The 26,012-nt window shown below is 61.6% G+C and carries 19 protein-coding genes; 5 read left to right on the forward strand and 14 right to left on the reverse strand.

Going from position 1 to position 26,012, the window contains the following annotated elements; genetic code table 11:
• Window positions 1-149: 149 nt before the first annotated feature.
• Window positions 150-1,151 carry a 2-hydroxyacid dehydrogenase gene (locus N2600_RS23070; protein WP_017966476.1) on the forward strand — a complete coding sequence of 334 codons (1,002 nt, stop codon included), beginning with the start codon at window positions 150-152 and terminating at the stop codon, window positions 1,149-1,151.
• 13 nt (window positions 1,152-1,164) lie between these two features.
• Here the strand turns inward: N2600_RS23070 and N2600_RS23075 are convergent, their stop codons facing one another.
• Genes N2600_RS23075 through recF form a run of 3 tightly spaced genes read right to left on the reverse strand, consistent with a single transcriptional unit; the run spans window position 1,165 to window position 3,595 of the window.
• Window positions 1,165-1,653: a GNAT family N-acetyltransferase gene (locus tag N2600_RS23075; protein ID WP_017966477.1), complete on the reverse strand. Its 489-nt coding sequence runs from the start codon at window positions 1,651-1,653 to the stop codon at window positions 1,165-1,167.
• A complete protein-coding gene (locus N2600_RS23080) occupies window positions 1,650-2,474 on the reverse strand; it encodes a molybdopterin-synthase adenylyltransferase MoeB (RefSeq protein WP_260297487.1) in 825 nt (274 codons plus the stop codon). Before N2600_RS23080 ends, N2600_RS23075 begins: the two co-directional genes overlap by 4 nt.
• On the reverse strand, window positions 2,471-3,595 hold the full coding sequence (recF, locus tag N2600_RS23085; protein ID WP_260297488.1) for a DNA replication/repair protein RecF: 1,125 nt from the start codon (window positions 3,593-3,595) through the stop codon (window positions 2,471-2,473). Before recF ends, N2600_RS23080 begins: the two co-directional genes overlap by 4 nt.
• A 475-nt stretch (window positions 3,596-4,070) precedes the next feature.
• On the opposite strand from recF, the gene N2600_RS23090 reads away from it, so the two are divergent.
• The gene (locus N2600_RS23090; RefSeq protein WP_162115574.1) at window positions 4,071-4,436 is read left to right on the forward strand and encodes a helix-turn-helix domain-containing protein; all 366 of its coding nucleotides are present in this window, start codon (window positions 4,071-4,073) and stop codon (window positions 4,434-4,436) included.
• Window positions 4,437-4,590: 154 nt separating this feature from the next.
• On the opposite strand, the gene N2600_RS23095 is transcribed toward N2600_RS23090, so the two are convergent.
• The 7 genes from N2600_RS23095 to N2600_RS23125 form a co-directional block, all read right to left on the reverse strand.
• A complete protein-coding gene (locus N2600_RS23095; protein ID WP_017966481.1) occupies window positions 4,591-4,791 on the reverse strand; it encodes a hypothetical protein in 201 nt (66 codons plus the stop codon).
• Between the two features lie 414 nt (window positions 4,792-5,205).
• Entirely contained in the window at window positions 5,206-6,333 is a 1,128-nt protein-coding gene (gene dnaJ / locus N2600_RS23100; RefSeq protein WP_017962754.1) for a molecular chaperone DnaJ, read from the reverse strand.
• Window positions 6,334-6,418: 85 nt separating this feature from the next.
• Window positions 6,419-8,335, reverse strand: coding sequence for a molecular chaperone DnaK (gene dnaK / locus N2600_RS23105; protein ID WP_017966482.1), 1,917 nt, complete (start codon window positions 8,333-8,335; stop codon window positions 6,419-6,421).
• A gap of 384 nt (window positions 8,336-8,719) precedes the next feature.
• Entirely contained in the window at window positions 8,720-11,056 is a 2,337-nt protein-coding gene (locus N2600_RS23110) for a transglycosylase domain-containing protein (RefSeq protein ID WP_260297489.1), read from the reverse strand.
• 210 nt (window positions 11,057-11,266) lie between these two features.
• A complete protein-coding gene (locus N2600_RS23115) occupies window positions 11,267-11,488 on the reverse strand; it encodes a hypothetical protein (protein WP_260297491.1) in 222 nt (73 codons plus the stop codon).
• 546 nt (window positions 11,489-12,034) lie between these two features.
• A complete protein-coding gene (locus N2600_RS23120) occupies window positions 12,035-12,703 on the reverse strand; it encodes an SH3 domain-containing protein (RefSeq protein WP_260297492.1) in 669 nt (222 codons plus the stop codon).
• Between the two features lie 376 nt (window positions 12,704-13,079).
• The gene (locus tag N2600_RS23125) at window positions 13,080-14,468 is read right to left on the reverse strand and encodes a dipeptidase (protein WP_260297493.1); all 1,389 of its coding nucleotides are present in this window, start codon (window positions 14,466-14,468) and stop codon (window positions 13,080-13,082) included.
• A 214-nt stretch (window positions 14,469-14,682) separates the two neighbouring features.
• Here N2600_RS23125 and N2600_RS23130 point away from each other — a divergent pair, with 214 nt between their 5' ends.
• The gene (locus tag N2600_RS23130) at window positions 14,683-17,067 is read left to right on the forward strand and encodes a bifunctional diguanylate cyclase/phosphodiesterase (protein ID WP_260297494.1); all 2,385 of its coding nucleotides are present in this window, start codon (window positions 14,683-14,685) and stop codon (window positions 17,065-17,067) included.
• 65 nt (window positions 17,068-17,132) lie between these two features.
• On the opposite strand, the gene N2600_RS23135 is transcribed toward N2600_RS23130, so the two are convergent.
• Window positions 17,133-17,549, reverse strand: coding sequence for a MarR family winged helix-turn-helix transcriptional regulator (locus N2600_RS23135; protein ID WP_017966488.1), 417 nt, complete (start codon window positions 17,547-17,549; stop codon window positions 17,133-17,135).
• 543 nt (window positions 17,550-18,092) lie between these two features.
• Between N2600_RS23135 and polA the strand changes: the two genes are divergently transcribed.
• Together polA and N2600_RS23145 are read left to right on the forward strand one after the other, a co-directional pair.
• Window positions 18,093-21,092, forward strand: coding sequence for a DNA polymerase I (polA, locus tag N2600_RS23140; RefSeq protein WP_260297496.1), 3,000 nt, complete (start codon window positions 18,093-18,095; stop codon window positions 21,090-21,092).
• A gap of 274 nt (window positions 21,093-21,366) precedes the next feature.
• On the forward strand, window positions 21,367-23,709 hold the full coding sequence (locus N2600_RS23145) for a DNA translocase FtsK (protein WP_260297497.1): 2,343 nt from the start codon (window positions 21,367-21,369) through the stop codon (window positions 23,707-23,709).
• Here the strand turns inward: N2600_RS23145 and N2600_RS23150 are convergent.
• From N2600_RS23150 to N2600_RS23160, 3 genes are read right to left on the reverse strand one after another with little or no spacing between them, the layout of a single operon-like run.
• Window positions 23,706-24,248 (reverse strand): GrpB family protein, encoded by a 543-nt coding sequence (locus N2600_RS23150; protein ID WP_260297498.1) that lies wholly within the window; start codon window positions 24,246-24,248, stop codon window positions 23,706-23,708. The genes N2600_RS23145 and N2600_RS23150 overlap by 4 nt on opposite strands.
• Window positions 24,249-24,267: 19 nt before the next feature.
• On the reverse strand, window positions 24,268-24,864 hold the full coding sequence (gene phnN, locus N2600_RS23155; protein ID WP_017966492.1) for a phosphonate metabolism protein/1,5-bisphosphokinase (PRPP-forming) PhnN: 597 nt from the start codon (window positions 24,862-24,864) through the stop codon (window positions 24,268-24,270).
• The gene (locus tag N2600_RS23160; RefSeq protein WP_260297499.1) at window positions 24,861-26,000 is read right to left on the reverse strand and encodes an alpha-D-ribose 1-methylphosphonate 5-triphosphate diphosphatase; all 1,140 of its coding nucleotides are present in this window, start codon (window positions 25,998-26,000) and stop codon (window positions 24,861-24,863) included. Before N2600_RS23160 ends, phnN begins: the two co-directional genes overlap by 4 nt.
• Window positions 26,001-26,012: the final 12 nt, after the last annotated feature.

A 26,012-nucleotide genomic window follows, 5' to 3' on the forward strand; every position in this document is an offset into this window, starting at 1 on the left:
GGCCTGCTCGCGGTCCGGGCTTTGACATTCCCCGGCTGCACCGCGAGTTTTGTTTGTCTTCGCGTGCGGGTCTGGTAGAAAATGCCCGGAATGGGAAAATTATCACCCCTCTTGGTTAAAGACCTCTGAACAAGGCACCACAGGCAGCCATGACAGCGAAGAAAAAACCGAAGGTCTACATCACCCGCAAGCTGCCGGATGCCGTCGAAACCCGCATGCGCGAACTCTTCGACGCAGAGCTGAACATCGACGACGCGCCGCGTTCGGTTCCCGAGTTGATCGCCGCGGTCAAGACCGCCGACGTGCTGGTGCCGACCGTCACCGATCGTATCGACGCGGCGCTGATCGAACAGGCGGGACCGCAGATGAAGCTGATTGCGAGCTTCTCCAACGGCACCGACCACATCGACGTCGAGGCGGCGGCGCGCAAGGGCATCACCGTCACCAACACGCCGAACGTCCTGACCGAGGACACCGCCGATATGACCATGGCGCTGATTCTCGCGGTTCCGAGACGGCTCGGCGAAGGTGCGCGCGTGCTGACCGACAAGCCGGGCGAATGGGCAGGCTGGTCTCCCACCTGGATGCTCGGCCGGCGCATTCACGGCAAGCGCATCGGCATCGTCGGCATGGGCCGCATCGGCACGGCGGTGGCCCGCCGCGCCAAGGCTTTCGGCCTATCGATCCACTATCACAACCGCAAGCGCGTCAATCCGGCCGTCGAGGACGAACTGGAGGCGACCTATTGGGAAAGCCTCGACCAGATGCTCGCCCGCGTCGATATCGTTTCGATCAATTGCCCGTCGACGCCGGCGACCTTCCACCTGGTCTCGGCCCGCCGTCTGGCGCTGCTGCAGCCGACAGCCTATCTCGTCAACACAGCGCGCGGCGACGTGGTCGACGAAGCGGCGCTGATCAAGTGCCTGAGGGAGGGCCGGATTGCCGGCGCCGGCCTCGACGTCTTCGAGAACGAGCCTGCCGTCAACCCGAGGCTCATCAAGCTCGCCAATGAGGGCAAGGTCGTGCTGCTGCCGCATATGAGTTCGGCGACGATCGAAGGCCGCATCGACATGGGCGACAAGGTCATCATCAACATCCGCACCTTCATCGACGGTCATAGGCCGCCGAATCGCGTGCTGCCGGGGCGTTGAAGAACGCTGTAAATCAGGCGACGCAGATCGGAGGCGCAAGGACCTTGCGCATCTCGACGAAAGTCGTCCTGGCAAAGCCGGGATGCGCCTTTTCGGCGGTTCTGGAAAATCCCCAGGCGGCAAAGACGGCGTGATTGTCGGTGAGTTCGATGCGCGTTTCCAGCCGCAAAGCAGGAAGACCGAGCGCTGCGGCCGTTTCCTCGGCAATCGCCAGCAGCCGCCTGCCGAGGCCCTTGCCCTGCGCCTCAGGCAGAACGGCGAGCTTGCCGACATAGAGGCAATCGGCCTCCGGCCGCAGGAAGAGGCAGCCGGCCAGCTTTTCGCCGTCGATGGCGACATGGCCGATCTCGGCCCTGGACTTTTCGGCCAGCGACTCCGCCGTCAGCTTGAGCGCTGAAGATGGCGGATCGATCCTGCCGTTCATCGAGGCGAAGGAGGCGACGATGAGCGCCAGCAATTCATCCCAGCGCGTGAAAGTCTGATCAAGCGGAACAACCCTCATCCCGCCTGCCTCTGTGTGGTACGGCGCCGTTTGTAGCGGATGGTGTCGAAGCGGGCCGAGAGCGCGTCGTAAAGCAGCAACCGTCCGACCAGCGGTTCGCCGGTGCCGGTGACGAGCTTGATCGCCTCCATCGCCATCATTGTGCCGATGACGCCTGTGAGTGCACCGATGATGCCGGCTTCGGCGCAGGCGGGAATCAGCCCCGCCGGCGGCGGTTCCGGAAACAGGTCGCGATATCTGGGGTTGGCGGTTCCGTCCTCAGCTGTCTCATAGGGCTTGAGAACCGTCAGCGAACCATCGAAACGCCCGACGGCGCCGCTGACGAGCGGAATGCGCGCTTCATCAGCTGCATCGGCGGCGGCATAACGCGTGTCGAAATTGTCGGAGCCGTCGATCAGCAGATCGAACCCGGAGAGCTGACGGCGGGCGGCCTCCGGCGAAAAGCGTTCCTCGAAGCGGATCAGTCGGACATGCGGATTGAGCCTGGCGATGGCGAAGGCGGCGCTCTCGGTCTTCAATTCGCCGATCGTGCCGGAATCATGGATCACCTGGCGCTGCAGGTTAGAGAGGGAAACCCGGTCGTCGTCAAGGATACCGAGCGTGCCGACGCCGGCAGCGGCCAGATATTGCAGGACCGGTGCACCGAGGCCGCCGGCACCGATCACCAGCACACGGGCGGCTTTCAGTTTCTGCTGGCCGGTGCCGCCGATCTCGGGAAGCAGGATGTGGCGGTGATAGCGCGCGATTTCGTCCGGGCTGAGCGGTTCCATGGCGCCGATGTTATCATGACCCCCGACGCCGGGAAAAGCCGCCTCCGTCATTCGAACACCCTTCCGTCGGAAACCGTGAAAAACTGCGCCCTGTCGCCAAGTGCTGAAAACATCGCCCGATCCGTTCCGGTCATGAAGGCCTGGCCGCCGAGCCCGTCGATAAGGTCGAATAGCGCGGCGCGGCGGCCCTCGTCGAGATGCGCCGCGATCTCGTCGAGCAGCAGGATCGGCGCATGACCGGTGAGATTGCCGACGAGCCGCGCATGCGCAAGCACCAGGCCGACAAGCAGCGCTTTCTGCTCGCCGGTGGAGCAACGCTCCGCCTCCATCGCCTTCTCGCGGTGATGCACGATGAGATCGGCCCGGTGCGGCCCCTCGAGCGTGCGCCCGGCGCCGGCATCGCGGTAGCGGCTCTCCGCCAGCATCGCCGCGTAGTCGTCTTCGAGGTCGACAGAGGGGCGCGAGAACTGACCGTCCATGAAGCCCGAGAGCTGCAGCGATGCCGAAGGGAAGGGCGAGCTCTCCCGTGTTTCCTCGATCAGCCGGGTCAGCAGGCCGAGCATCTCCTGCCGGGCGAGCGCCATGGCGATGCCGAGGCTTGCCATCTGCTCCTCGATGCCGGCAAGCCAGGAGGGATCGAAGCGGCCTTCGTCCAGCAATTTGTTGCGGCTGCGCATGGCGCGCTCGAAATCGCTGGCGCGGCGGCCATGGGCGGGATCGAGCGACAGCACCAGCCGGTCGAGAAAGCGGCGCCGGTCGGAGGAGGCGCCGGTAAACAGGCCGTCCATCGCCGGCGTCAGCCAGAGAAGGCGCAGATGGTCGGTCAGTTCGACGGCAGTCTTTGCCGTTGTGCCATTGATGCGCAGCCTGCGGGCGGTGGTCTCCTCGCCCGTTTCGATGCCGGTGCCGATCTCGACCTCGCCCTCCATGCCATCGAGCGCGGCGAAGATCGAAAAACCGCCGGCCGCGCCGACGCGGGTAATGTCGCCATAGGCCGCGCGACGCAAACCGCGGCCAGGCGAAAGCAGCGAGACGGCTTCCATGAGATTGGTCTTGCCGGCACCGTTGTCTCCCGTCAGCACGGCGTGCCGACCGTCAAGGGTAAGGGCCGCTGCAGCATAGTTGCGGAAGTCTGTCAGCTTCAGACGAGAAAGAGAAACCTTGTGCGGCATCGAATGTCCGGAATCGTGAAGCGTGACAGCTAAGCCTTAGCGGCGTTGATGGCAAGGCTGGCAGCGTCTTGGCCGCGGATCGCGAACCTCCGATGCCGCCGCAAATCAGGGACGCGGCAGTTGAGCATAAGGGATAAGCGCGAAGCGGCGATATACCGCGCGGGACATATTTTCAAGACACCTGACCGCGGTGCTGGTGTCCGACATTCTGCCGATGTAGGGGGTAGGCATCGCGCGTTCTAAATTCTACAAAATACAACCGGCGGGGAGGCTCCGACATCGCCAGGCCGATACCGTCGACGGTCACCGTCAGTGCCTCGGAGATCCGGATATTCCGGCTTTGCCGCGATCCTTTGAGGCTACTGACGTAACGTGATGCCCAGAAAAAGTCGGTTGAATTTTGCAACTGTTGGGTTGAGTTATTCCGTGAAGGCGATATGGTAAACGAACCGTTTACGTATGAGAGAGTGATGAAGTGCCAGATCCGGTTGATATTATCGTCGGTCGCAACGTCAGACAGTTTCGCGCCCTTCGCCGTGTTTCACAACTCGAGCTTGGCGAAGCACTCGGACTGACTTTCCAGCAGATCCAGAAATACGAAAAGGGGACGAACCGCGTTTCCGCCAGCAAGTTGCATCAGATCGCGGTTTTTCTCAATGTCGATATCTCTGCCCTTTTCGAGGGAGCCGGCGTGTCTCCATTCGGCAGTCGTATCGAACTCAGCCCCGACGCCTATGCGCTTGCGTTGAGCTACGACAAGCTGAATTCACCGGCAGGCAAAGAAGCGGTCAAGACCATCCTCACCCTCATGACCCGCGAAGCGGCCGAAACCGCCGCCTGATTCCACTGAGCCATCAGCTTTACCACGAAAAAGCGCGACCTGTTCCGGGTCTGGACGATGTCCAGATGCTTACTGCTGTGCAGCGTCTTGGGGCGGCGTCCATCAACACAAGGACCGGGGCAGGTCATCTGAATAAGGTTCGATGCCGCGCGCTTCAGTGAATCTCGCGTTCGTGCAGCGCCATCAGCAGATCGTCCTGTGTCTGGTGCCCGGCATGGTAAAGGTCGATCGCGATGCTGGCGATCGAAAGACCCTGCTGGCTGCGAAGCTTGATGTTGCGCTCGGCGCACCATGTGTAGATGGCGCCGGCGAGAACGTCGACGTCTTCGGACTGAGATGAAAAGGCTGGCGCCATGGCTGATACCCTTGGTTTGTTTGTTCCCGCTAGCGCTAAGGACGCTCTATCACTTTGATTTGGTGCATGCCCCGAAATTGATTCCAATTCTTGGGGTCATGCACTGACGCAGAGACTGAATTCATTTGGAAAACTTGCAAGCGGCATCATCTGGCTGCGTTAACGCAAGTCGTCTTCCCGCCCGCCGCCGTTTCGATCCGGGACAGATTGGCCGGCGTGGACGGCGAATGTCGCAAATTGAGACATGTCGCGCAAAAGTCTGCAGCCGTTTTGTGATGACGACATCCATAAAAACAAAGACTTGAAGCGCAACGAGCGAATCTGAAAGATCGCGCCGTTCGTTAGGATTCTTGGGACAAAAAAACCGGAGACGTTTCCGTCCCCGGCTCTCGAAATGGGCGTGTCGATTGCGGTTCAGCCTTCGAAAAATTCTTTCATCCGGGCAAAGAAGCCCGTCGATTCCGGGTTGTTCTCCTTGGAGGAAAGCTGCTCGAATTCCTGAAGCAGTTCGCGTTGGCGCTTGGTGAGCTTTTGCGGCGTCTCGATCTGGATCTGGATGTAGAGGTCGCCCGTCTGCACCGAACGCAGCACGGGCATGCCCTTGCCTTTGAGGCGGAACTGTTTGCCGACCTGCGTGCCCTCGGGCACGGTGACGCGCGACTTGGTGCCGTCGAGCGTCGCCACGTCGAACGTTCCGCCGAGCGCGGCCGTCGTCATCGAGATCGGAACGGCGCAATAGAGATCGGCTCCGTCGCGCTGGTAGAATTCATGCGGTTTGACAGACAGGAAGATATAGAGGTCACCAGCCGGACCGCCGCGGGCGCCGGCTTCGCCTTCGCCCTGCAGGCGGATGCGCGTGCCGTCCTCGATGCCGGCGGGAATATTGACCGAGAGCGAACGCTCTTCCGTCACCCGGCCCTGGCCGTGGCACTTCGGGCAGGGATCGGGAATGATCTGGCCGCGGCCGTGGCAGGTCGGGCAGGTCCGCTCGATCGAGAAGAAGCCCTGTGCCGCGCGCACGCGTCCCGTTCCCTGGCAAGTGCCGCAGTTCTTCGGCTGCGTGCCGGGCTTGGCGCCTGAACCCGAACAGACGTCGCAGGTGATCGACGTTGGAACGCGGATCTGCGCCGTCTTGCCGGAGAAAGCTTCTTCCAGCGTTATTTCCATGTTGTAACGAAGATCGGCGCCGCGTTCGCGGCCGCCCGACGAGCGCTGGCGCGCACGCCCACCACCCATCATTTCGCCGAAGATATCCTCGAAGATGTCGGAGAAACCGCCGCCGGCAAATCCGCCGCCACCGCCGCCCATGCCGCCATGCTCGAAGGCCGCATGGCCATAACGATCATAGGCCGCCCGCTTCTGCGGGTCCTTGAGCATCTCGTAGGCTTCGTTGATTTCCTTGAACTTCCGTTCGGCGTCCTTGTCATCCGGGTTCTTGTCCGGATGGTACTTCATCGCCAGTTTGCGAAAGGCGCTTTTCAGCTCTTTCTCGTCCGCCGACTTGGCTACCCCCAGAGTTTCGTAAAAGTCCGCTTTTGCCATTAAGGATTAAACCCCGGAAATGGATTTCCGGCTGCCATGGTGAGCAGCCGGATCAGGTGTTGAAGCATAACCACGCCGTCGCGGATTACGCGGACTTCTTGCGGTCGTCGTCCTTGATTTCCTCGTAGTCGGCATCGACGACATTGTCGCCGCCTTCCGCGGAGGCATCGCCAGCAGCGCCGCTTTCGGCCTGCTGTGCTTCATAGATCGCCTGGCCGAGCTTCATCGACACTTCCATCAGCGTCTGGGTCTTGGCCTTGATGTCGTCGGCATCGGGCTCGGATGCTTCCGACGCCGTCTTCAGTGCAGCGATCGCATCCGAGATCGCGGTGCGGTCGGCCTCGGAGACCTTGTCACCGTAATCCTTCAGCGACTTTTCCGAGGAATGGATCAGGCTTTCAGCCTGGTTGCGGGCCTCGACGGCCTCGCGGCGCTTCTTGTCTTCGCTGGCATGGGCTTCGGCATCCTTTACCATCTTCTCGATGTCAGCGTCGGACAGACCGCCGGAAGCCTGGATGCGGATCTGCTGTTCCTTGCCGGTGCCCTTGTCCTTGGCCGAAACCTGGACGATGCCGTTGGCGTCGATGTCGAAGGTGACTTCGATCTGCGGCATGCCGCGCGGCGACGGCGGCAACCCGACGAGGTCGAACTGGCCGAGCAGCTTGTTGTCGGCAGCCATTTCACGCTCGCCCTGCGAAACGCGGATGGTCACGGCCTGCTGGTTGTCTTCGGCGGTCGAGAAGGTCTGGCTCTTCTTCGTCGGGATCGTCGTGTTGCGCTCGATCAGGCGGGTGAAGACACCACCCAGCGTCTCGATGCCGAGCGACAGCGGCGTCACGTCGAGGAGCAGGACATCCTTGACGTCGCCCTGCAGAACGCCGGCCTGGATGGCGGCGCCAAGCGCCACCACTTCATCCGGGTTGACGCCCTTGTGCGGCTCCTTGCCGAACAGCTGCTTGACGACTTCCTGCACCTTCGGCATGCGGCTCATGCCGCCGACGAGAACCACTTCGTCGATTTCGGAAGCGGTAACACCGGCATCCTTGAGCGCTGCCTTGCACGGCGCGATCGTGCGCTGGACGAGATCGTCGACCAGGCTTTCGAGCTTGGCGCGGGTCAGCTTCAGCGTCAGATGCTTCGGGCCGGAGGCGTCGGCCGTGATGAACGGCAGGTTGATTTCGGTCTGCTGCGAAGACGAAAGCTCGATCTTTGCCTTTTCCGCAGCTTCCTTGAGGCGCTGCAGGGCAAGCTTGTCGTTCTTCAGGTCGATGCCGTTGTCCCTCTTGAACTCGGTAACGAGATATTCGACGAGGCGCATGTCGAAGTCTTCACCGCCGAGGAAGGTATCGCCGTTGGTGGACTTCACTTCGAAGACGCCGTCGCCGATCTCGAGGATCGAAATATCGAAGGTGCCGCCGCCAAGGTCGTAGACGGCAATCGTCTTGCCTTCTTTCTTGTCGAGGCCGTAGGCAAGCGCGGCTGCGGTCGGCTCGTTGATGATGCGCAGAACTTCAAGACCGGCGATGCGGCCGGCATCCTTGGTTGCCTGGCGCTGCGCGTCGTTGAAATAGGCGGGAACGGTGATGACGGCCTTCTCGACCTTTTCGCCGAGATAGGATTCGGCGGTTTCCTTCATCTTCTGAAGGATCATCGCGGAAATCTGTGCGGGCGAGTAGCCCTTGCCATTGGCTTCGACCCAAGCGTCGCCATTGTCGCCCTTGACGATGGTGAAGGGAACGAGGTGCTTGTCCTTTTCGACGGTCGGATCTTCGTAGCGGCGGCCGATCAGGCGCTTGACGGCAAAGAGTGTGTTCGTCGGGTTGGTGACTGCCTGGCGCTTGGCCGGCTGGCCGACGAGGCGTTCGCCATCATCGGAAAATGCCACCATGGAAGGCGTCGTACGCGCACCTTCCGCATTCTCGATGACCTTCGCGTCCTTGCCGTCCATGACTGCGACGCAGGAATTCGTCGTTCCAAGGTCGATACCAATTACTTTTGCCATGTCATTCTCTCCTTGAAGCAAGCTGTCGGAACCCCGAGAAGGCATTTCCCTGACAGCCCCTTACGGGATGGGTCTACTTGAGATTACGCAATCGTGATTGCGGTGATGCGGCGTATATAAGGAGCGGTTTTCTGGACTGCAAGGCGAGAAATGCCCCGGAATCCAGCAAAACGAATGTGTTGCCTTCAATTTTTACAGTCGCCGGGACGGAGGTCACCCCTTGCCCGGAAAGCGGCCGATTTTTGCGGCATGTCGCGCAAAACTGCAGAGCGGTTTTGCGACAACCGCAGGCGTAAAACAAAGACCTGAAGCGCGTGGAGCGAATCTGAAAGATCGCGACGCGCTTAAGATCATCGGGCTTGTGCGGGGTATGCAGCAAAGATCTCACTGGCCCATGATCAGATCGAGCAGCGTCGTGCGCCGCGGCTGGACGGAAGAGGTGGCCTGCGCGCCCCCGACATCGCCGGGCGGCACCATGCCCTCATAGCCAGAACCGCCACCTTCGGCAATGTCTGCGGGCGGAACCGGGCCATTGCCGGAGGTCGCCGCCTGCTGCCGGGCAGGCGCTTGCGGATAGCGGTTTGCATTGTCATTGCCGCCGAAGACGCCGGAAATGATACCGCCGATCGTCGATGGCGGCGCCTCCGCCGTCATCGGTTGCCCGCTGCCCAGCTGCCCGTTGCCCGGTGCCTCGGCCATCGGCTGACCGTTGTTCGGATCGGCGATCAACTGGCCGTTGCCGAAAAGCGGCGCCGGCGAAAGACCCTTGTGGGCGGCGATCATGAATTCCTTCCAGGCCTTGGCGGGCAAGCCGCCACCGGTCACCTTCTTCATCGGCTTGCCGTCGTCATTGCCGAACCAGACCCCGGTGGTGAGGTTGCTGGTGAAACCGACGAAGAGCGCGTCGCGCGAATTCTGTGTGGTGCCGGTCTTTCCCGCCGCCTGCCAGCCGGGGATCTTGGCGCTCTTGCCGGTGCCGCTCTCGATGACGCCCATCATCATCGTATCCATCTCGGCGGCGATCTGCTCGGACAGCACGCGCGGCGGGCTGTCATAGGTATTTTCGTAGAGAACCTTGCCTTCGGCAGTCGTCACCCGGCGGATGACGTGCGGCGTCGCCTTGTAGCCGCCATTCATGAAGGCGGCATAGGAGGCGGTGAGTTCCATCAGCGACACTTCCGAGGTGCCGAGTGCGATCGAGGCATTCGGCTGCAGCTCGCTTTCAATGCCGAGCCGGTGGGCAAGCTTGATCACCTGGTCCGGCCCGTCATACATCACCAGCTGGGCGGCCACCGTGTTCAGCGATTTGGCAAGCGCGGTCGCCAGCGTCACCTCGCCATTGTATTTCTTCTCGTAATTTTCGGGCGTCCAGTCGCCGATCCGGATCGGCGCGTCGTTGAACACCGAATAGGGCGTCAGCCCCTTCTCGAGTGCGGCAGCATAGACGAAGGGCTTGAACGACGAACCCGGCTGGCGTTTGGCCTTGACGGCGCGGTTGAACTGGCTTGTCGCATAGTCCCTGCCGCCGACCAGCGCCCGGATCGCGCCGGTGCCGTCGATCGAGACCAGGGCCGCCTGCGAGGCGTCGAGCTTGCCGCCCTCCTTGTCGAGCACGTCGACCAGCGATTGCTCGGCCTTCTTTTCCAGCGACTTGTCGACCGTCGTGTCGACGATGACGTCTTCCTTGACGTCGCCGATCAGACCCGGCAGCTCGTCCATCACCATGTCGGCGACATAGTGCCCGGCGCCCGACCAGTAGCTCTTGGCCGAAGCCGGGGTCTGCGACATCGCCGTCTTGACTTCGGAATCGGTGATGAAACCCTGCTCGCGCATTGCCGCGAGCACCAGTTGGGCGCGGGCATTCGCCGCATCCGCATCGCGGGCCGGCGAAAGCCGCGACGGCGCTTTCAGCAGGCCGGCCAGCACCGCCGCCTCGCCGAGGTTCACGTCACGCGCCGATTTGTTGAAGTAGCGGCGTGAGGCCGCCTCGACGCCATAGGCGTTCGATCCGAAGAACACCCGATTGAGATACATGGCAAGGATCTGGTCCTTGGTGTATTTCTGCTCCAGCCAGAGCGAGAGCAGCACCTCCTGCACTTTGCGTTCAAGCGTTCTCTCAGGGGAGAGGAAGAGGTTCTTGGCAAGCTGCTGCGTCAGCGTCGAGCCACCCTGCACCATGTGACCAGCCGTCAGATTGGTCACGACAGCCCGGCCGAGGCCGAGCGGATCGACGCCGAAATGCGAATAGAAACGCCGATCTTCGATGGCGATGACGGCTTCCGGAATATAGGGCGACATGTTTTCGAGCGACAACGCCTCGCCGCCGGTGGCGCCGCGATTGGCGATGACGCTGCCGTCGACGGCAGTGATCTTCACGTTCGGCGGCCGCTCCGGGATCGCCCATGTGCTGGCGCTCGGCATGCGCGAGCCATAATAGACCACAAGCCCGGCAACGCCGATGCCGGCCCAGATGAAAAGCACGACGCACCAGTAGATCACGCGGCGCAGGAAGCCGAAAAAGCCGCCGCCTTCGCGCTCCCGCGGCTCGCGCTTCCGCCGGGGGGCGGCACGTTGCGGCGGGGGTTTCGAGCCGCCGCGGCGCTGGGATCGGCCTCCGGCAACGCGATCGTCGGCATCGAGCGAGAATTCGTCATCGTCGCGTGCCGGGCGGCCGCTGAAGAACGGTTCTATTCTGTCGCCTGATCTGCCTCTGCCTGCCATCGCCGACCGGTCACACCCCATGTTCGATCGCGAAGCCAGCTTCGCATAACGGTGCTCTTCTCCAGCGCCGTGTGTCTTTTCAGACGCACAAAGGACGCTGGAGCACTTTGAGTGCCGCCGTGATCATCCGACTGAACTGTAAATGCGGCGATTTAACGGGGTATTAATAATGCAAAGTAAGGCAGACCGCGTCGGCTGACAGCATTGCCTTCAGAACTGCCGGGCCTCGTAATCGTCGAGCGTTTCCGGGTCCTGCTTATACTCCCACTCGCCCAGATGAAAGCGGCGCCAGATCTGGCCGGAAGGGTTGAGGTTCGCCCCATCGGTGAGGCGCACAGGCAGGAGTGGGTTATGTTTATGCCAAACGGTAACATCGGTAGTGGCTGCCCGAGGGGCGAAAAGCCCGAAGAAAGCCAGGTAGTCTTGCGTCATCAGGGTCCAGCCTCGAACGGATTAAAATCAATCCGCAACTTCACAAAACTGCAATAAAGAATCCTGCAAAACAAGAGCCTCGCGATGGCTTCACATCAAATTGTCGCTGACCGTATCCGAGGATCGATGCTTCCACCGCGTTTCCTCTCTTGCGCTCGCCGGCGATGCGGCGCGCGTCGTGAAAACAAAGGCCCGAAGTCTGTGGCGTGAGCTACGTGCGATACGACGTAGTTCACCGCGGCGCGCGTCTTTTCGAGAGGCGCAAGTGACGCTGTAAAACTTTGAATTGCTGGATAATTTTGTCCTTAAACTCGATTCCGATTTGAGGAATTATGCAGGAGGCGGAACCAATAGGCTTCGCGTTTGTTTATGGAGAAGCGGGACAACCCCTCAAGTCCCGCGAATGATCGGCCGTCTCCCCTCAACACGTGCCGATCGACATCAGGCCCGGTGCACCCTCATGGGAGCGCCGGGCTTTTTCTTGGCTGTTTGCCCTTAGCTTGGCAAACCTCAAAAGAGGACGGCGCTGCCGTCCCCCCTTCTGTTTCATTCGTCGCACGAGGGATCGCCGGGGCGGCAATCAAAGTCCCTGCGGATCGGCCTGCGATCATCGCCTCTCCGGTCGTCCCTCTGCCGTTCACCTCTTTGCCGATCGTCCCTTTGCCGATCGTCCCTTTGATTGTCGTCGCGCCAGTCACGATCGCGGTCGCGCCCATATCGGTCGCCATCCCGCTCGCGCCAGTTACGGTCGCGATCCCGGTTATCCCGATCGCGGTCGCGATCCCGATTGTCGCGGTCGCGGTAGTAATAATCCGGGCCGCGGCTCCAGCGGTCACGGTCGCGATAGAAATCGCGGTTGCGGTAATAACGGTCCCAATAATTGTCGACGCTGAAGCGAATCATCGGAATGCCGAGCGGACGGTAATATTGCGGGCCGACATAGACGCGGCGCTGCTGGTAGGGGGCCTGCACGTACTGGCCGGAAACCCAGCCGCGGCCGCCGTAGAACTCGACGTCGCACCAGTTGACGTCGGAAAGGCATCCGCGGATCTCGACGGAGGAACCGGCGGGTATGACGGCGACGGCAGGATAACGGGTGCTCGGACCGGCACGCATGTTGACGTTCGCCGTCGAGTAGCCCTGGGCAGCCTGTGCTATGGCAGGCGCCAGCATAAGCAGGCCGACCGCTGCGATTTTAACAAAGAGATTTTTCACGCTTCTCAGTCCTTGTTGGCACGTTTTTCAGGCAGCGCTTGGCCGCGTTTCCTTGGCATATGCCATTGAAACAAAAGATAGAGCGATCGCCCCCGGGTGTTAGGGTGTTGCTATTCGTCTTATCTTTCAATGGCTTATATATTGCCGGCGATGAACGCAGCTTGAACGGCGAAATATCTGTCAGCGCCCTTGGAGCCGCAAGCGGTGCTTCCGGCAAGGTGGTGCTGTTAACGGTTGGTTAACCTTTCGGCGGCAGTCTAGTTGCAATACCCGCTTGCTCCTTGACCACGGATGAACTGGCACTGAGATGAGCGGATGACGAAAGGCCGGGTCGAACCGGCCTTTTTGTTATTTGCGATTCTGCTTGGCACGCCGTTCAGGTGGCCAGCGCCTGAAGAATCCGCACCCAGGAGCGGATACCCTTGTGGTAGGAGACGAGCTCGTATTTCTCGTTCGGCGAGTGGATGCGATCATCGCTGAGGCCGAAGCCGACGAGCAGCGATTCCATGCCGAGCATCTTCTGGAAATCCCCGACGATCGGGATCGACCCGCCCATGCCGATGACGATGGCCGGTTTCGGCCACTCGTCGGAAAGCGCGTTCTTCGCCTTGGTCAGAACAGGCGAATCATAGGAGAGGTGGATCGCCGGCGAGCCGCCATGCGGATGGAATTCGACCGAGCAATCGGCGGGAATTTTCGAGCTGATATAGCTGCGGAAAGCCTCGCGGATGGCGGCCGGATCCTGCGTGCCGACAAGCCGGAAAGAGACCTTGGCCGAAGCCTTGGCGGCGATCACCGTCTTGAAGCCTTCGCCGGTATAGCCGCCCCAGATGCCGTTGATTTCGGCGGTCGGCCGAGCCCAGGTGAGTTCCAGCACCGACCGGCCCTTTTCGCCGGATGGGATGGAAAGGCCGACTTCGCCGAGGAAGCTCTCCGCCGTCTTGCCGAGCGTCTCCCATGACGCCTTGATGTTGTCGGGCGTTTCCTCGACGCCGTCATAGAAGCCGTCAAGCGTAATGCGGCCCGTCTCGTCATGCAGACCGGCAAGAGCCTCGACGAGAATATGGATCGGATTGGCCGCCGCGCCGCCGAAGAGACCGGAATGCAGGTCGCGGTCGGCGGCTGTCACGATTACTTCCTCGCCGACAAGGCCGCGCAGCGCTGCAGCGATCGCCGGCGTGTCGCGGTCCCACATGCCGGTATCGCAGACCAGCGCATAATCGGCCTTGAGCTCGGCGGCATTGGCTTCGAGGAAGGGCTTCAATGATGGCGAGCCGGATTCTTCCTCGCCCTCGAACAGAATGGTGACGCGGCAAGGAAGTGCGCCATTGATCTCCTTAAAGGCGCGGCAAGCCTCGACGAAGGTCATCAGCTGACCCTTGTCGTCGGAGGTGCCGCGGCCGGTCAAGATCTTGCGGCCTTCGCCGACATCCTTGATCGACGGCTCGAAGGGGTCGTTTTCCCAGAGCTCGATCGGGTCGACCGGCTGAACGTCGTAATGGCCGTAGAAGAGAACATGCGGCGCATCGGCGGAAGCGCCGGCATGGTGCGCGACCACCATCGGATGGCCGGGTGTATCGCGGACCGAGCCCGTAAAGCCGAGCGTCCCGAGATAGCCGACGAGCCATTCTGCAGCCTTTCGGCATTCGGCCTTATAGGCCGGATCGGTGGAAATCGACTGGATGCGCAGAAGCTCGAACAGCTTGTCGAGGCTCGATGGAAGGTTCTGGTCCGCGCGCGCAAGCACCTGGCTTACATCGGTCATTTTCGACTCCTTTTTGAAATTCGGCCGGACGATAGACCAAACCAGAAATACAGGCGAGGCGGAAAAACAAAAAATCGGCGGCGCGAAATGCAGGCGAGGCATAGATTAATATCAAGGAGATTTGCTGGATAATATAAAAGAGAAGTCTAATTCAATTTACAGTTATTTAGTACAACCTAACTAGCCTGACCGAATTCAGCTGTGCGAGGTTCGGATGTTTTCGGTCATTACCTGTATTCGGGACAACCACGATTGGCGGCTGGTGCTTGCTGCCGCCGCCGTCTGCCTGGTCGGCGCGATGGCGGCCATGCTGCTGCTTTCCCGCGCCCAGGAATGCGATGCCGGGCGGCGCAAGCTCTGGATCGGCGCCTCGGCTTTCGCTTTCGGCACCGGCGTATGGGCAACGCACTTCATCGCGATGCTGGCCTATGACGGCGGCATGCCGATCGGCTACCAACTGGGCCTGACGACGCTTTCTTTCCTCCTGTCGGTTGTCGGTTCGTGGGCAGCGATCGTCGTCGCTTCGGAAAGCCGCGGCAGGTTTTCCAGCATCCGCGGCGGCGTCCTGATGGCGTTCGGCATCGCCTCCATGCACCTGACCGGCATGCAGGCGATCGAAACGCAGGCGGTCATCCTTTATGATCCCTTGATGACGCTGAGTGCGGTTCTCGCAGGAGCGCTGTTATCGAGCGCCGCCTTCCACGCCTTTTTCCAATTGAAGGGACCGAGGCGGCTCCTCGCCTCGTCAATCACTTTCGTCCTCGCGATCTGCGCTCTCCATTTCATCTCGATGGCCAGCATCACGCTCGTGCCGGATCCCGGCAAAGAGGTTCCGGCAACGGTGCTCGACGCCAACCTCCTTGCTGCGATCGTCGTGGTGGCGGCGACGACGCTCATTCTGATTGCCCTCGCGGTGGTCTTTATCGAAAGCCACCTGACGGATCTGAGGGGGCTCGCGAATGCCTCGCAGGAAGGGCTGCTGATCCTGCGGGAAGGCCGGATCATCGATGCCAATGAACGCTTCCAGGAGCTTTCCGGCTGGAAGCTCGCCGGTCTTGCCGGCAAGGCGCCCTCGGCTGTTTTGACCGCTATTCAGGGGACTGGGCAGAACAGACCCAGCGAGACGCTGCTCAACACCAGGAACGGCAGGGAGATCGCCGTCGACGTGACCGCGAGCAGGATCGTCTATCGCGGGCACAATTGCGAGGTGCTGGCGGTGCGTGATCTCACCGAGCGCAGGCAGGCCGAGGAGATGATCGAGCATCTCGCCCACCACGACGTGCTCACCGATCTGCCGAACAGGTCGCTGTTCGATACCCGCATCCGGCAGGCACTGCAGATGGCCGAACGAAAGAACAGCGAAGTTGCCCTCTTCTATCTCGACCTCGATCGCTTCAAAGCCGTCAACGATATCTTTGGTCATGCCGAAGGCGACCGCATTCTCCGCAAGGTCGCCTCGATCCTGCGCCGCGTGGCCGGTGAGAGCGATACGGTCGCCCGCTTCGGCGGCGATGAATTCGCCATCATCCAGCCGGCCGGGCAGCAGCCGGCGGCGGCGCAAAAGCTTGCGGCCGATATCCTCGACGAATTCGCCGCCGAGATGGACACGGCGCGCGACCCGACCGCCGTCGGCGTCAGCGTCGGCATCGCACTCTATCCCGCGGATGGGGCTGCTGCCGAAGAACTCTGCAACAATGCCGATACTGCACTCTATCGCGTCAAGCATGACGGTCGCGGCAAGGTCTGTTTCTTCGACGCGGAAATGGATAGGGCGGCACGGAACCGCCGCCAGATCGAAAGCGAACTGCGTCATGCGATCATCCGCAACCAGATCCATGTCAGCTATCAGCCGATCCTCGATGCGCTGAGCGGCGAGATCGGCGGCTACGAGGCCCTGATGCGCTGGAACCGGCCAGGTCACGGCTTGACAGAGCCCGATATCTTCATCCCGATCGCTGAGGAAAGCGGCTCGATCGTCCAACTCGGCGAATGGGTGTTGCAGCAGGCCTGCAGGGAGGCTGTGCGCTGGCCGCTGCCGCTGATGATCGCCGTCAATCTCTCGCCGGTGCAATTCATGTTGCCGAACCTCTGCGAGCGGATCGAGGCGATCCTCGCCGAAACCGGGCTTGCGCCCAGCCGGCTGGAGCTTGAGATCACCGAGGCGGCCCTTATTCGCGATCGCGACCGCGTGATGACGACGCTGCTGCGGCTGCACAAGCTCGGCGTGCACATCGTCATGGATGATTTCGGCACCGGTTTTTCCTCGCTTTCGAACCTGCGTTCATTCCCTTTCGACAAGATCAAGGTCGACCGCAGTTTCACCGGCGTGCTGGAACATGATGCGGCGGCGCGCTCGATCGTGCGCGCCATCATCGGCCTTGGTCATAGCCTCGGCATGCCTGTCGTGACGGAGGGCGTGGAAACCGAGATGCAGCGCCGGATCGTCGTCGAGGAAGGCTGCGCGCAAGTGCAGGGCCTTTTACTCGGCAAGCCGGATATCGAGCCGAGCATCAAGCTTGCCGCTCACGAAAACGTCCTGATCGCGCAGATCGAAACCGGCCTGTCCTTGTTGCGGCGCGGACATGGTGCCGGTGAGTGATCTTACAGCGCCGCGCGTCTTTTCAGACGCGCAAAGGACACTGTAGCGCTTTTGGACTGCAGTGGTCAGAGCGCCTTGGCGTTTTCCAGAAGCCGGCGGATATATTCAAGCGTCAGTTCACGCTCGAAAACCCGGAAACCTTTAAACAGCGACAGGTCGGCCTCACGCGCGGTCTCGATCGCTTCGGCCTCCATGGCGCGGGCGCGCGGCGTCAGGAAGAGCAGTTGCGCCCGCTTGTCGGACGGATGCGGCCGGCGTTCGATCAACCCGTCGCGGACCATGCGCGAAAGCGTATTGGCCATGGTCGCCTGCTCGATATCGACCCGCTCGAGAAGCTGTTTCTGGGTCAGTCCGTCCTCGGCCCAGAGTTCCAGCAGAATGGGGAACTGGCCCGGAGAAAAACCGAGCCCGACCGCGCGCTGGTGGAGCGAGCGGGCAAAACCCTTCGCCAGCTGACTGGCAAGGTAGGCTCCCGAATCCATGCGGTTAAATCCCATCATTGCAAGTTAGGCTCAAAACCATGCCGGAGACAATGCAGCAATTCGCATATGATGCTCCATAACATGCAAGCTGCGATGATAATTTCGAGTGTCTCGAAAAAACAAAAGTCGCCATGGCCTGGAGGTTGGCCATGGCGACTTTAAAGTGGGGACAAAGGCCCGGAGAGGGGGATAAGGCCTTTGTCCAAGCCTGACGCGGCGGGGGACAAGCCGGTAATCAGACCCGCGGCGCAATCAAGTGCCGGTGACATGGATTTGTGCCTTAGAATGTGGTTTTTCAAGGGAGGGCCATGGTTACAAATCGGTAACAGTTTGGTGAGCCGGAATCCCTGCTGCAGGATTTCGGGAATCGGAATCGATCGAAGGACAAAATTATGCAGCAACGCCCAGTACTCAGCGTCCTTTGCGCGTCCGACAATGCGCGCGGCGACATAGCGGTCCGAACGCCATAATCCTTTTCGCGCGTCGAACTTTATGCCGAACTCTATATGGACCTCGTCCCATGCCCGCGCTATCCATGCACGCATGAAAAAAGGCGATCACCTCTTCCTAGTCGATGGTTCCGGATTCATCTTCCGGGCGTTTCATGCACTGCCGCCGCTGACGCGCAAGACCGATGGCCTGCCGATCGGCGCCGTGTCCGGTTTCTGCAACATGCTGTGGAAGCTGCTGAAGGACGCGCGCAATACCGATGTCGGCGTGACGCCGACACATCTTGCCGTCATCTTCGATTATTCCGCCAAGACGTTTCGCAAGGATCTCTACAACGCCTACAAGGCGAACCGCTCCGCGCCGCCGGAAGAGCTCATCCCGCAATTCGGCCTTATAAGAGAGGCGACCCGCGCCTTTAATCTGCCCTGCATCGAGACCGAAGGCTTCGAGGCCGACGACATCATCGCCACCTATGCCCGCCAAGCCGAAGCGACCGGCGGCGATGTCACCATCGTCTCCTCCGACAAGGATCTGATGCAGCTCGTCAGCCCCAATGTCCACATGTATGACAGCATGAAGGACAAGCAGATCGGCATTCCCGATGTCATCGAGAAATGGGGCGTGCCGCCGGAAAAGATGATCGACCTGCAGGCGATGACCGGCGATTCGGTCGATAATGTTCCCGGCATTCCCGGCATCGGCCCGAAAACCGCCGCCCAGCTCCTCGAAGAATACGGCGATCTCGACACCCTGCTCGAACGCGCCACCGAGATCAAGCAGGTCAAGCGCCGTGAGACGATCCTCGCCAATCTCGACATGGCCAGGCTCTCGCGAGATCTCGTGCGGCTGCGCACCGATGTGCCGCTCGATCTCGATCTCGACGCGCTGGTGCTGGAACCGCAGAACGGCCCGAAGCTGATCGGCTTCCTGAAGACGATGGAATTCACCACGCTGACGCGCCGTGTCGCCGAAGCCTGCGATTGCGATGCGAGCGCCATCGAACCGGCGATCGTCCGCATCGAATGGGGTGAGACGGCCCGCGGCCCGGATCTCGATGCGGCCGAGCCCGAGCCCGTTGCCGGCGGCATCCCTGAAGTCTCGGGCGAATCCGTGCCGGTGCCGCCGCGGGTGAAGGCGAAAGCCGCCGTCGAAGGCGCCTTTTCGCCCGCCGATCTTGCCAAGGCGCGGGCCGAGGCCTTTGCGACGCTGCCCTTCGATCATTCGGCCTATGTCACGATCCGCGATCTGGCGACGCTCGACCGCTGGATCGCCGATGCGCGTGCCACCGGCCTCGTTGCTTTCGATACCGAGACCACGTCGCTGGATGCGATGCAGGCCGAGCTTGTCGGCTTCTCGATGGCGATCGCCGACAATACGGCCGATCCCACCGGCACGAAGATCCGTGCCGCCTATGTGCCGCTCGTCCACAAGAACGGCGTCGGCGATCTGCTCGGCGGCGGCCTTGCCGAAAACCAGATCCCGATGGGCGATGCCCTGCCGCGGCTGAAGGCATTGCTGGAAGACGAATCGGTTCTCAAGGTCGCCCAGAACCTGAAATACGACTACCTGCTGATGAAGCGCTACGGCATCGAGACCAGGAGTTTCGACGACACGATGCTGATCTCCTACGTGCTCGACGCCGGCACCGGTGCGCATGGCATGGACCCGCTCTCGGAAAAATTCCTCGGCCATACCCCGATCCCCTATAAGGACGTGGCGGGCAGCGGCAGGGCGAATGTCACCTTCGATCTGGTCGACATCGACCGCGCCACCCACTATGCCGCCGAAGATGCCGACGTCACGCTGCGCCTCTGGCTGGTGCTGAAGCCGCGGCTGGCGGCGGCAGGGCTGACCAGTGTCTATGAACGGCTGGAGCGGCCGCTGTTACCGGTGCTGGCGCGCATGGAAGCGCGCGGCATCACCGTGGACCGGCAGATCCTGTCGCGGCTCTCCGGCGAGCTGGCCCAAAGTGCAGCAAGGCTGGAGGACGAGATCTACGTGCTGGCCGGCGAACGTTTCAACATTGGCTCGCCGAAGCAGCTGGGCGATATCCTGTTCGGCAAGATGGGCCTTGGCGGCGGCAACAAGACGAAGACAGGCCAATGGTCCACCTCCGCCCAGGTGCTCGAGGATCTGGCCGCCGCCGGTTTCGAATTGCCGCGCAAGATCGTCGACTGGCGCCAGGTCACCAAGCTGAAATCCACCTATACCGACGCGCTTCCGGGTTACGTTCACCCCGAGACAAAGCGGGTCCACACCTCCTATTCGCTGGCATCGACGACCACGGGGCGCCTGTCCTCGTCCGAGCCGAACCTGCAGAACATTCCGGTGCGCACCGCCGAAGGCCGCAAGATTCGCACCGCCTTCATCTCGACGCCTGGCCACAAGCTGATCTCCGCCGACTACAGCCAGATCGAACTGCGCGTGCTTGCCCATGTGGCCGAGATCCCGCAACTCACCAAGGCCTTCGAAGATGGCGTCGATATCCACGCTATGACGGCCTCGGAAATGTTCGGCGTGCCGGTGGAAGGCATGCCGGGCGAGGTGCGCCGCCGCGCCAAGGCCATCAATTTCGGCATCATCTACGGCATCTCGGCCTTCGGCCTTGCCAATCAGCTTTCGATCGAGCGTTCGGAAGCCGGCGACTACATCAAGAAGTATTTCGAGCGTTTCCCCGGCATCCGCGACTATATGGAAAGCCGAAAGGCCATGGCGCGCGACAAGGGTTATGTCGAAACGATCTTCGGCCGCCGCATCAACTATCCCGAAATCCGCTCGTCCAATCCATCCGTGCGCGCCTTCAACGAGCGTGCGGCGATCAATGCGCCGATCCAGGGTTCGGCTGCCGACGTCATCCGCCGGGCGATGATCAAGATAGAGCCAGCGCTTGTTGAAGTTGGCCTCGCCGATCGCGTCAGAATGCTGCTGCAGGTGCATGACGAACTCATCTTCGAGGTCGAGGACGGGGATGTCGAAAAGGCGATGCCGGTCATCGTCTCGGTCATGGAAAACGCCACCATGCCGGCGCTGGAAATGCGTGTGCCGCTGAGGGTCGATGCACGCGCCGCCACCAATTGGGACGAGGCGCATTAAAAGCATGTCGCGCAAAACTGTGCGGCGGTTTTGCGGCAACGACATGCGTGGAATGAAGCCTAAAGCCCCAGGAGCGATCTGAAAGATTGCGACGCGCTTCAGAGCGCCTCGGCAAAATCGGCAAAGATTTTTCTCACTGCCAGAACTCATTGAAAGTGCAGAGATTTATCTCCGGGAGTCGTATCGGTACGATACGGCAGGAAGGAACTTATTAACCTTCCTTTTCTATCCCGGTAGGGTCGTAATTTGCAAAGCATGAGTGAGTAGTGGACGCATGCGTTTTCCCAGAACCAATTTGACGGATGCCGGAGATTTTTCCAGCGAGATTGAAACGGACCTTCCGGAGGAAAACCCAGGGGAGAAGCCGGCGGCGCCCATCTGGCAGAGCAACTTTTCCCTCGCGCCGAATGTCCGTTTCACCCGCACACCGGAAACGCTGATCAGCAAGCGGCGCGCCCCGAATGAGCCCGTTCGCGATGATTCGCAGATTGGACAGCAGGCGATACGGATAGAGCCGGTTGCCGTCGACGTACCGTTCGATATTTATCTGCCGGAGCCGGACGAAATTTCCGCAGCACCGCAAAGGATCGAATTGCAGCAGTCACCTTTGCCTGACGAGCCCGGCGCGCCCGCCTTCCGCGCCAGCGCCGAGCTTTCGTCCATTTCCGATTTCGCCTTCTGGGAAGTCATGGCCTTCGAAGAGGCGCCGGTGCGCGCGGCTTCCTTGATCTCGTTCCCGAAGACCGAGACCTCGCCCGAGTCGATCACGTCGCTGTTCCGGATCATGGAATGGCGCCCCGGCCGGCCGGCCCCTGCTCCCGTCGTCTCCCGCCCAGCCCTTCCGCCCGCCGCGGTCTCCGCAAAGGTGGCCGTGCGCCTTCCGGCCGCCCCACCCCTGGAAAGGCCGAGGCGTATTGCTGTCGAGGCGCCGGTCGTACTGGCACCTCAGGCGGTAGCAACCTCTCGGGTCGCGCCAGCCCCTCAAATTGCATCAGCACCCCCGGCCGCGCCGGCGCCGCAACGCACGCCGCCTGTCGCCGCGGTTCTGCCGTCGCCGCGCCTAGTTGCGAGGCCCGAAAGGATCGACGCATCCGGCTATGAATTCCCGCCGCGCGCCCTTCTGCAGGAACCGCCGGAACGCCTCGGCGAGATCATGTCGCAGGAGACGCTGGAGCAGAATGCCGGGCTTCTGGAAAGCGTGCTGGAAGATTTCGGCATCAAGGGCGAGATCATCCATGTCCGTCCCGGTCCTGTCGTCACCCTCTATGAATTCGAGCCGGCGCCGGGCGTGAAATCCTCGCGCGTCATCGGTCTTGCCGACGATATCGCCCGCTCGATGTCGGCGCTCTCGGCCCGTGTCGCCGTCGTCCCCGGCCGTAACGTCATCGGCATCGAATTGCCGAATGTGACACGTGAGACCGTCTATTTCCGCGAGATGATCGAAAGCCAGGATTTCGAGAAGAGCGGCTACAAGCTGGCGCTCGGCCTCGGCAAGACCATCGGCGGCGAGCCTGTCATCGCCGAGCTCGCGAAGATGCCACATCTGCTTGTCGCCGGCACCACCGGTTCCGGCAAGTCGGTCGCCATCAATACGATGATCCTGTCTCTGCTCTACCGCATGACGCCGGAACAGTGCCGCCTGATCATGGTCGACCCGAAGATGCTCGAACTCTCCGTCTATGACGGCATCCCGCATCTGCTGACGCCCGTCGTCACCGATCCGAAGAAGGCGGTTATGGCGCTGAAATGGGCCGTGCGCGAAATGGAAGAGCGCTATCGCAAGATGTCGCGCCTCGGTGTCCGCAACATCGACGGTTACAACGACCGCGTCGCCCAGGCCCGTGAAAAGGGCGAGACCATCCATGTCATGGTCCAGGTCGGCTTCGACAAGGGCACCGGCACTCCGATCGAGGAAAGCCAGGAGCTGGACCTGACGCCGATGCCCTATATCGTCGTCATCGTCGATGAGATGGCCGACCTGATGATGGTCGCCGGCAAGGACATCGAAGGCGCGATCCAACGCCTCGCCCAGATGGCGCGCGCTGCCGGCATCCATCTGATCATGGCGACACAGCGTCCGTCGGTCGACGTCATCACCGGCACGATCAAGGCGAACTTCCCGACCCGCATTTCCTTCCAGGTGACCTCGAAGATCGACAGCCGCACCATTCTCGGTGAACAGGGTGCTGAACAGCTGCTCGGTCAGGGAGACATGCTGCACATGCAGGGCGGCGGGCGGATTTCCCGCGTTCACGGCCCCTTCGTCTCGGATGTCGAGGTCGAAAAGGTCGTTGCCCATCTAAAGACTCAGGGTCGCCCCGAATATCTCGATACCGTCACCGCCGACGAGGAGGACGAGACGGAGGAGGAAGAAGCTGGCGCCGTCTTCGACAAGAGCGCCATGGCCTCGGAGGATGGCAACGAACTCTACGAGCAGGCGGTCAAGGTCGTCATGCGCGACAAGAAATGCTCGACCTCCTACATCCAGCGCCGCCTTGGCATCGGCTATAACCGCGCTGCTTCGTTGGTGGAACGCATGGAAAAAGAAGGTCTGGTCGGTCCGGCCAATCACGTCGGCAAGCGCGAGATCGTCTCGGGACGGGGCGACAGCGATTAATCGATAGTGGCATGGAGTGCAGGGGCACTCCATTTCATGTCCTCAAGGCAGCCCAGCCGAACCGTCTCGCTGACAAACTCGGTCTTTCCGCCGGTGTAAAAATCCCAATCGCCGCCTGCCTCCGCAGCCAGCCGGCGTTTCAGCTCGGCATAGGCTTTGGCCCTCTCGGGATGATCCCGGAGATAATCGCGAAACAGAATGCGCTCCCGATGTGAGCGATTATCGGGTCCGCAAAGATAGAGCTTGAAACCATGACCTTCATGATCACGGGTGAAGGCCCATCGTTGCTCTCCTGTGTCACCGTGGAAGACGAAATCGGCAGCGCGCACCACCTCGATCGCCGCCGGCAGGAAGGCGTCGGATATCATCACGGCAGCAAGGTCGATCTTCGCCTTGGCCGCCAGGCCAGGCACGGAGGTGCTGCCGATATGGTCGATGGAAAGCAGGCGGTCGCCGAGCAAGGCGGAGACCTCGGTGCTGATCTCGGCAAAGAGCCGCGGCCAGGAAGGATCGTAGTCGACCACCTTGATGGCGCGCATGCCCTTCCTCTCGATCTGTTCAGTGCGTCTTGGTCAGCAACCCGTCCAGGATCTCGATCATCTTCTGCTCGGCCTCTTCGAGCGAGCCGCTATTGTCGAGCTCCGTCACGTCGTATTCGCCGCGCACCGTCAGCGGTCCGCGGGCAAGCCGGGCCATGATATCCTCATGCGTCTCGCGGCCGCGCGCCTCCAGCCGGCCGGCGAGCACTTCGGGGCGGGCGGTGACGTTGATGACTTTCAGACGCGGGAAGGCGGCCTGGAAGCGATGAAGCGCCGAGCGCGAGCCGTTGGCGACGACGACGTGGCCTTTCGACAGCGCTACCGAAACCTCGGCCGGAATGCCGTATTTCAGCCCGTGCGCTTCCCACCAGACGGCGAAGGAGCCTGATTGCTCCATGGCGGCAAAACCTTGGAGGGAGACGGAAAGATGATCTTCGCCGCCGGCGTCACGGTGACGGGTGATGACGCGGCGGACGAAATGCACATCGTCGCGGCCCTTGAAACGCCGAGCCGCGAGGTTCATCAGCGTGTCCTTGCCGGCACCGCTCGGGCCGACGACGACGACCATGATGCCGCGCTCGGCTCCGGCTCCCGCGTGGGGTTCGTGTGACATCATGCGACACGGCGTCCTTGGCGCCAGACCGAGCGTGTCACCGGCACACCATGCGAACGATGAACGCGGACGAGATCGGCGCGCAGCCCCGTCGCGATCCGTCCGCGATCATCGAGGCTGACGGTGCGGGCGGGCGTCGACGTCACCATGGCGATCGCCTTCGGCAGGCTGATGCTCTTCACCTCATCGGCGAGGATGAACGGCGCATGCAGCAGGCTGAGCGGCACGTAGTCGGAGGAAAGCACGTCGAGCACGCCCATCTCGGCAAGGTCGCGGGCGGCGATGTTGCCGGAATGGGATTTGCCGCGCACGATGTTCGGCGCGCCCATCAGTACGCTCATGCCATGTCCGTGCGACGCCCGGGCGGCATCGAAGCTGGTCGGGAATTCGGCCAGGCGCACGCCGTTGTCGATCGCCTCGTCGACATGCGAGAGCGTCGCATCGTCATGGCTTGCCACGGTAATGCCGCGCTCGGCGCAGACCTTGGCGATGGCGTTGCGGTGCGGCGTCGAATTGCGCGCCGATTCTGCCTGGCGCTTGGCGACGAAATGGGCGAAGGCCTCGTCGCTCAGGCCCCGCTTCTTCTGGTAGTAGAAGATATATTGATCCATCGTCTGAAACTGACGCTGGCCGGGCGCATGATCCATCAGCGAGACGAGCCGCACATGCCGGTCGTTTTCGAAATCGGCGAAATGTTCGAGGACATTGTCGGCCGAGACCTCGCAGCGCAAATGGATGAGGTGCTCGGCACGCAGCCTGCCTTCCGTCTCCGCCGACTGGATGGCGTCGGCCATCTCGCGCATCTCGCCATGTTCGAAGCCACCGTCCTCGTCCGCACCCATGCGCAGGCAGTCGAACACCGTGGTAATGCCTGAGGTGACGATCTGGGCGTCATGCGCCTGGATGGCCGCTATCTTGTTCCAGCGAATGCCGGGGCGCGGCTGATAGTGGCCTTCGAGATGATCGGTGTGCAGCTCGACGAGACCGGGAATGACGTAGTCGCCTTCGAAATCTTCGCCGGCTACCGAGTTGCCCCCGGAGATGTCGGCGATCTTCCCGTCGCGGATGAGGATCGAGCCCGAGAGGATGTCGTCCTCGAGAACGATGCGGGCGTTGGAAAACACGGTCTCTTTGCTCATGGCGTCAGGTCT

The organism is Rhizobium sp. WSM1274, from assembly GCF_025200775.1.
GTDB lineage: Bacteria > Pseudomonadota > Alphaproteobacteria > Rhizobiales > Rhizobiaceae > Rhizobium > Rhizobium leguminosarum_I.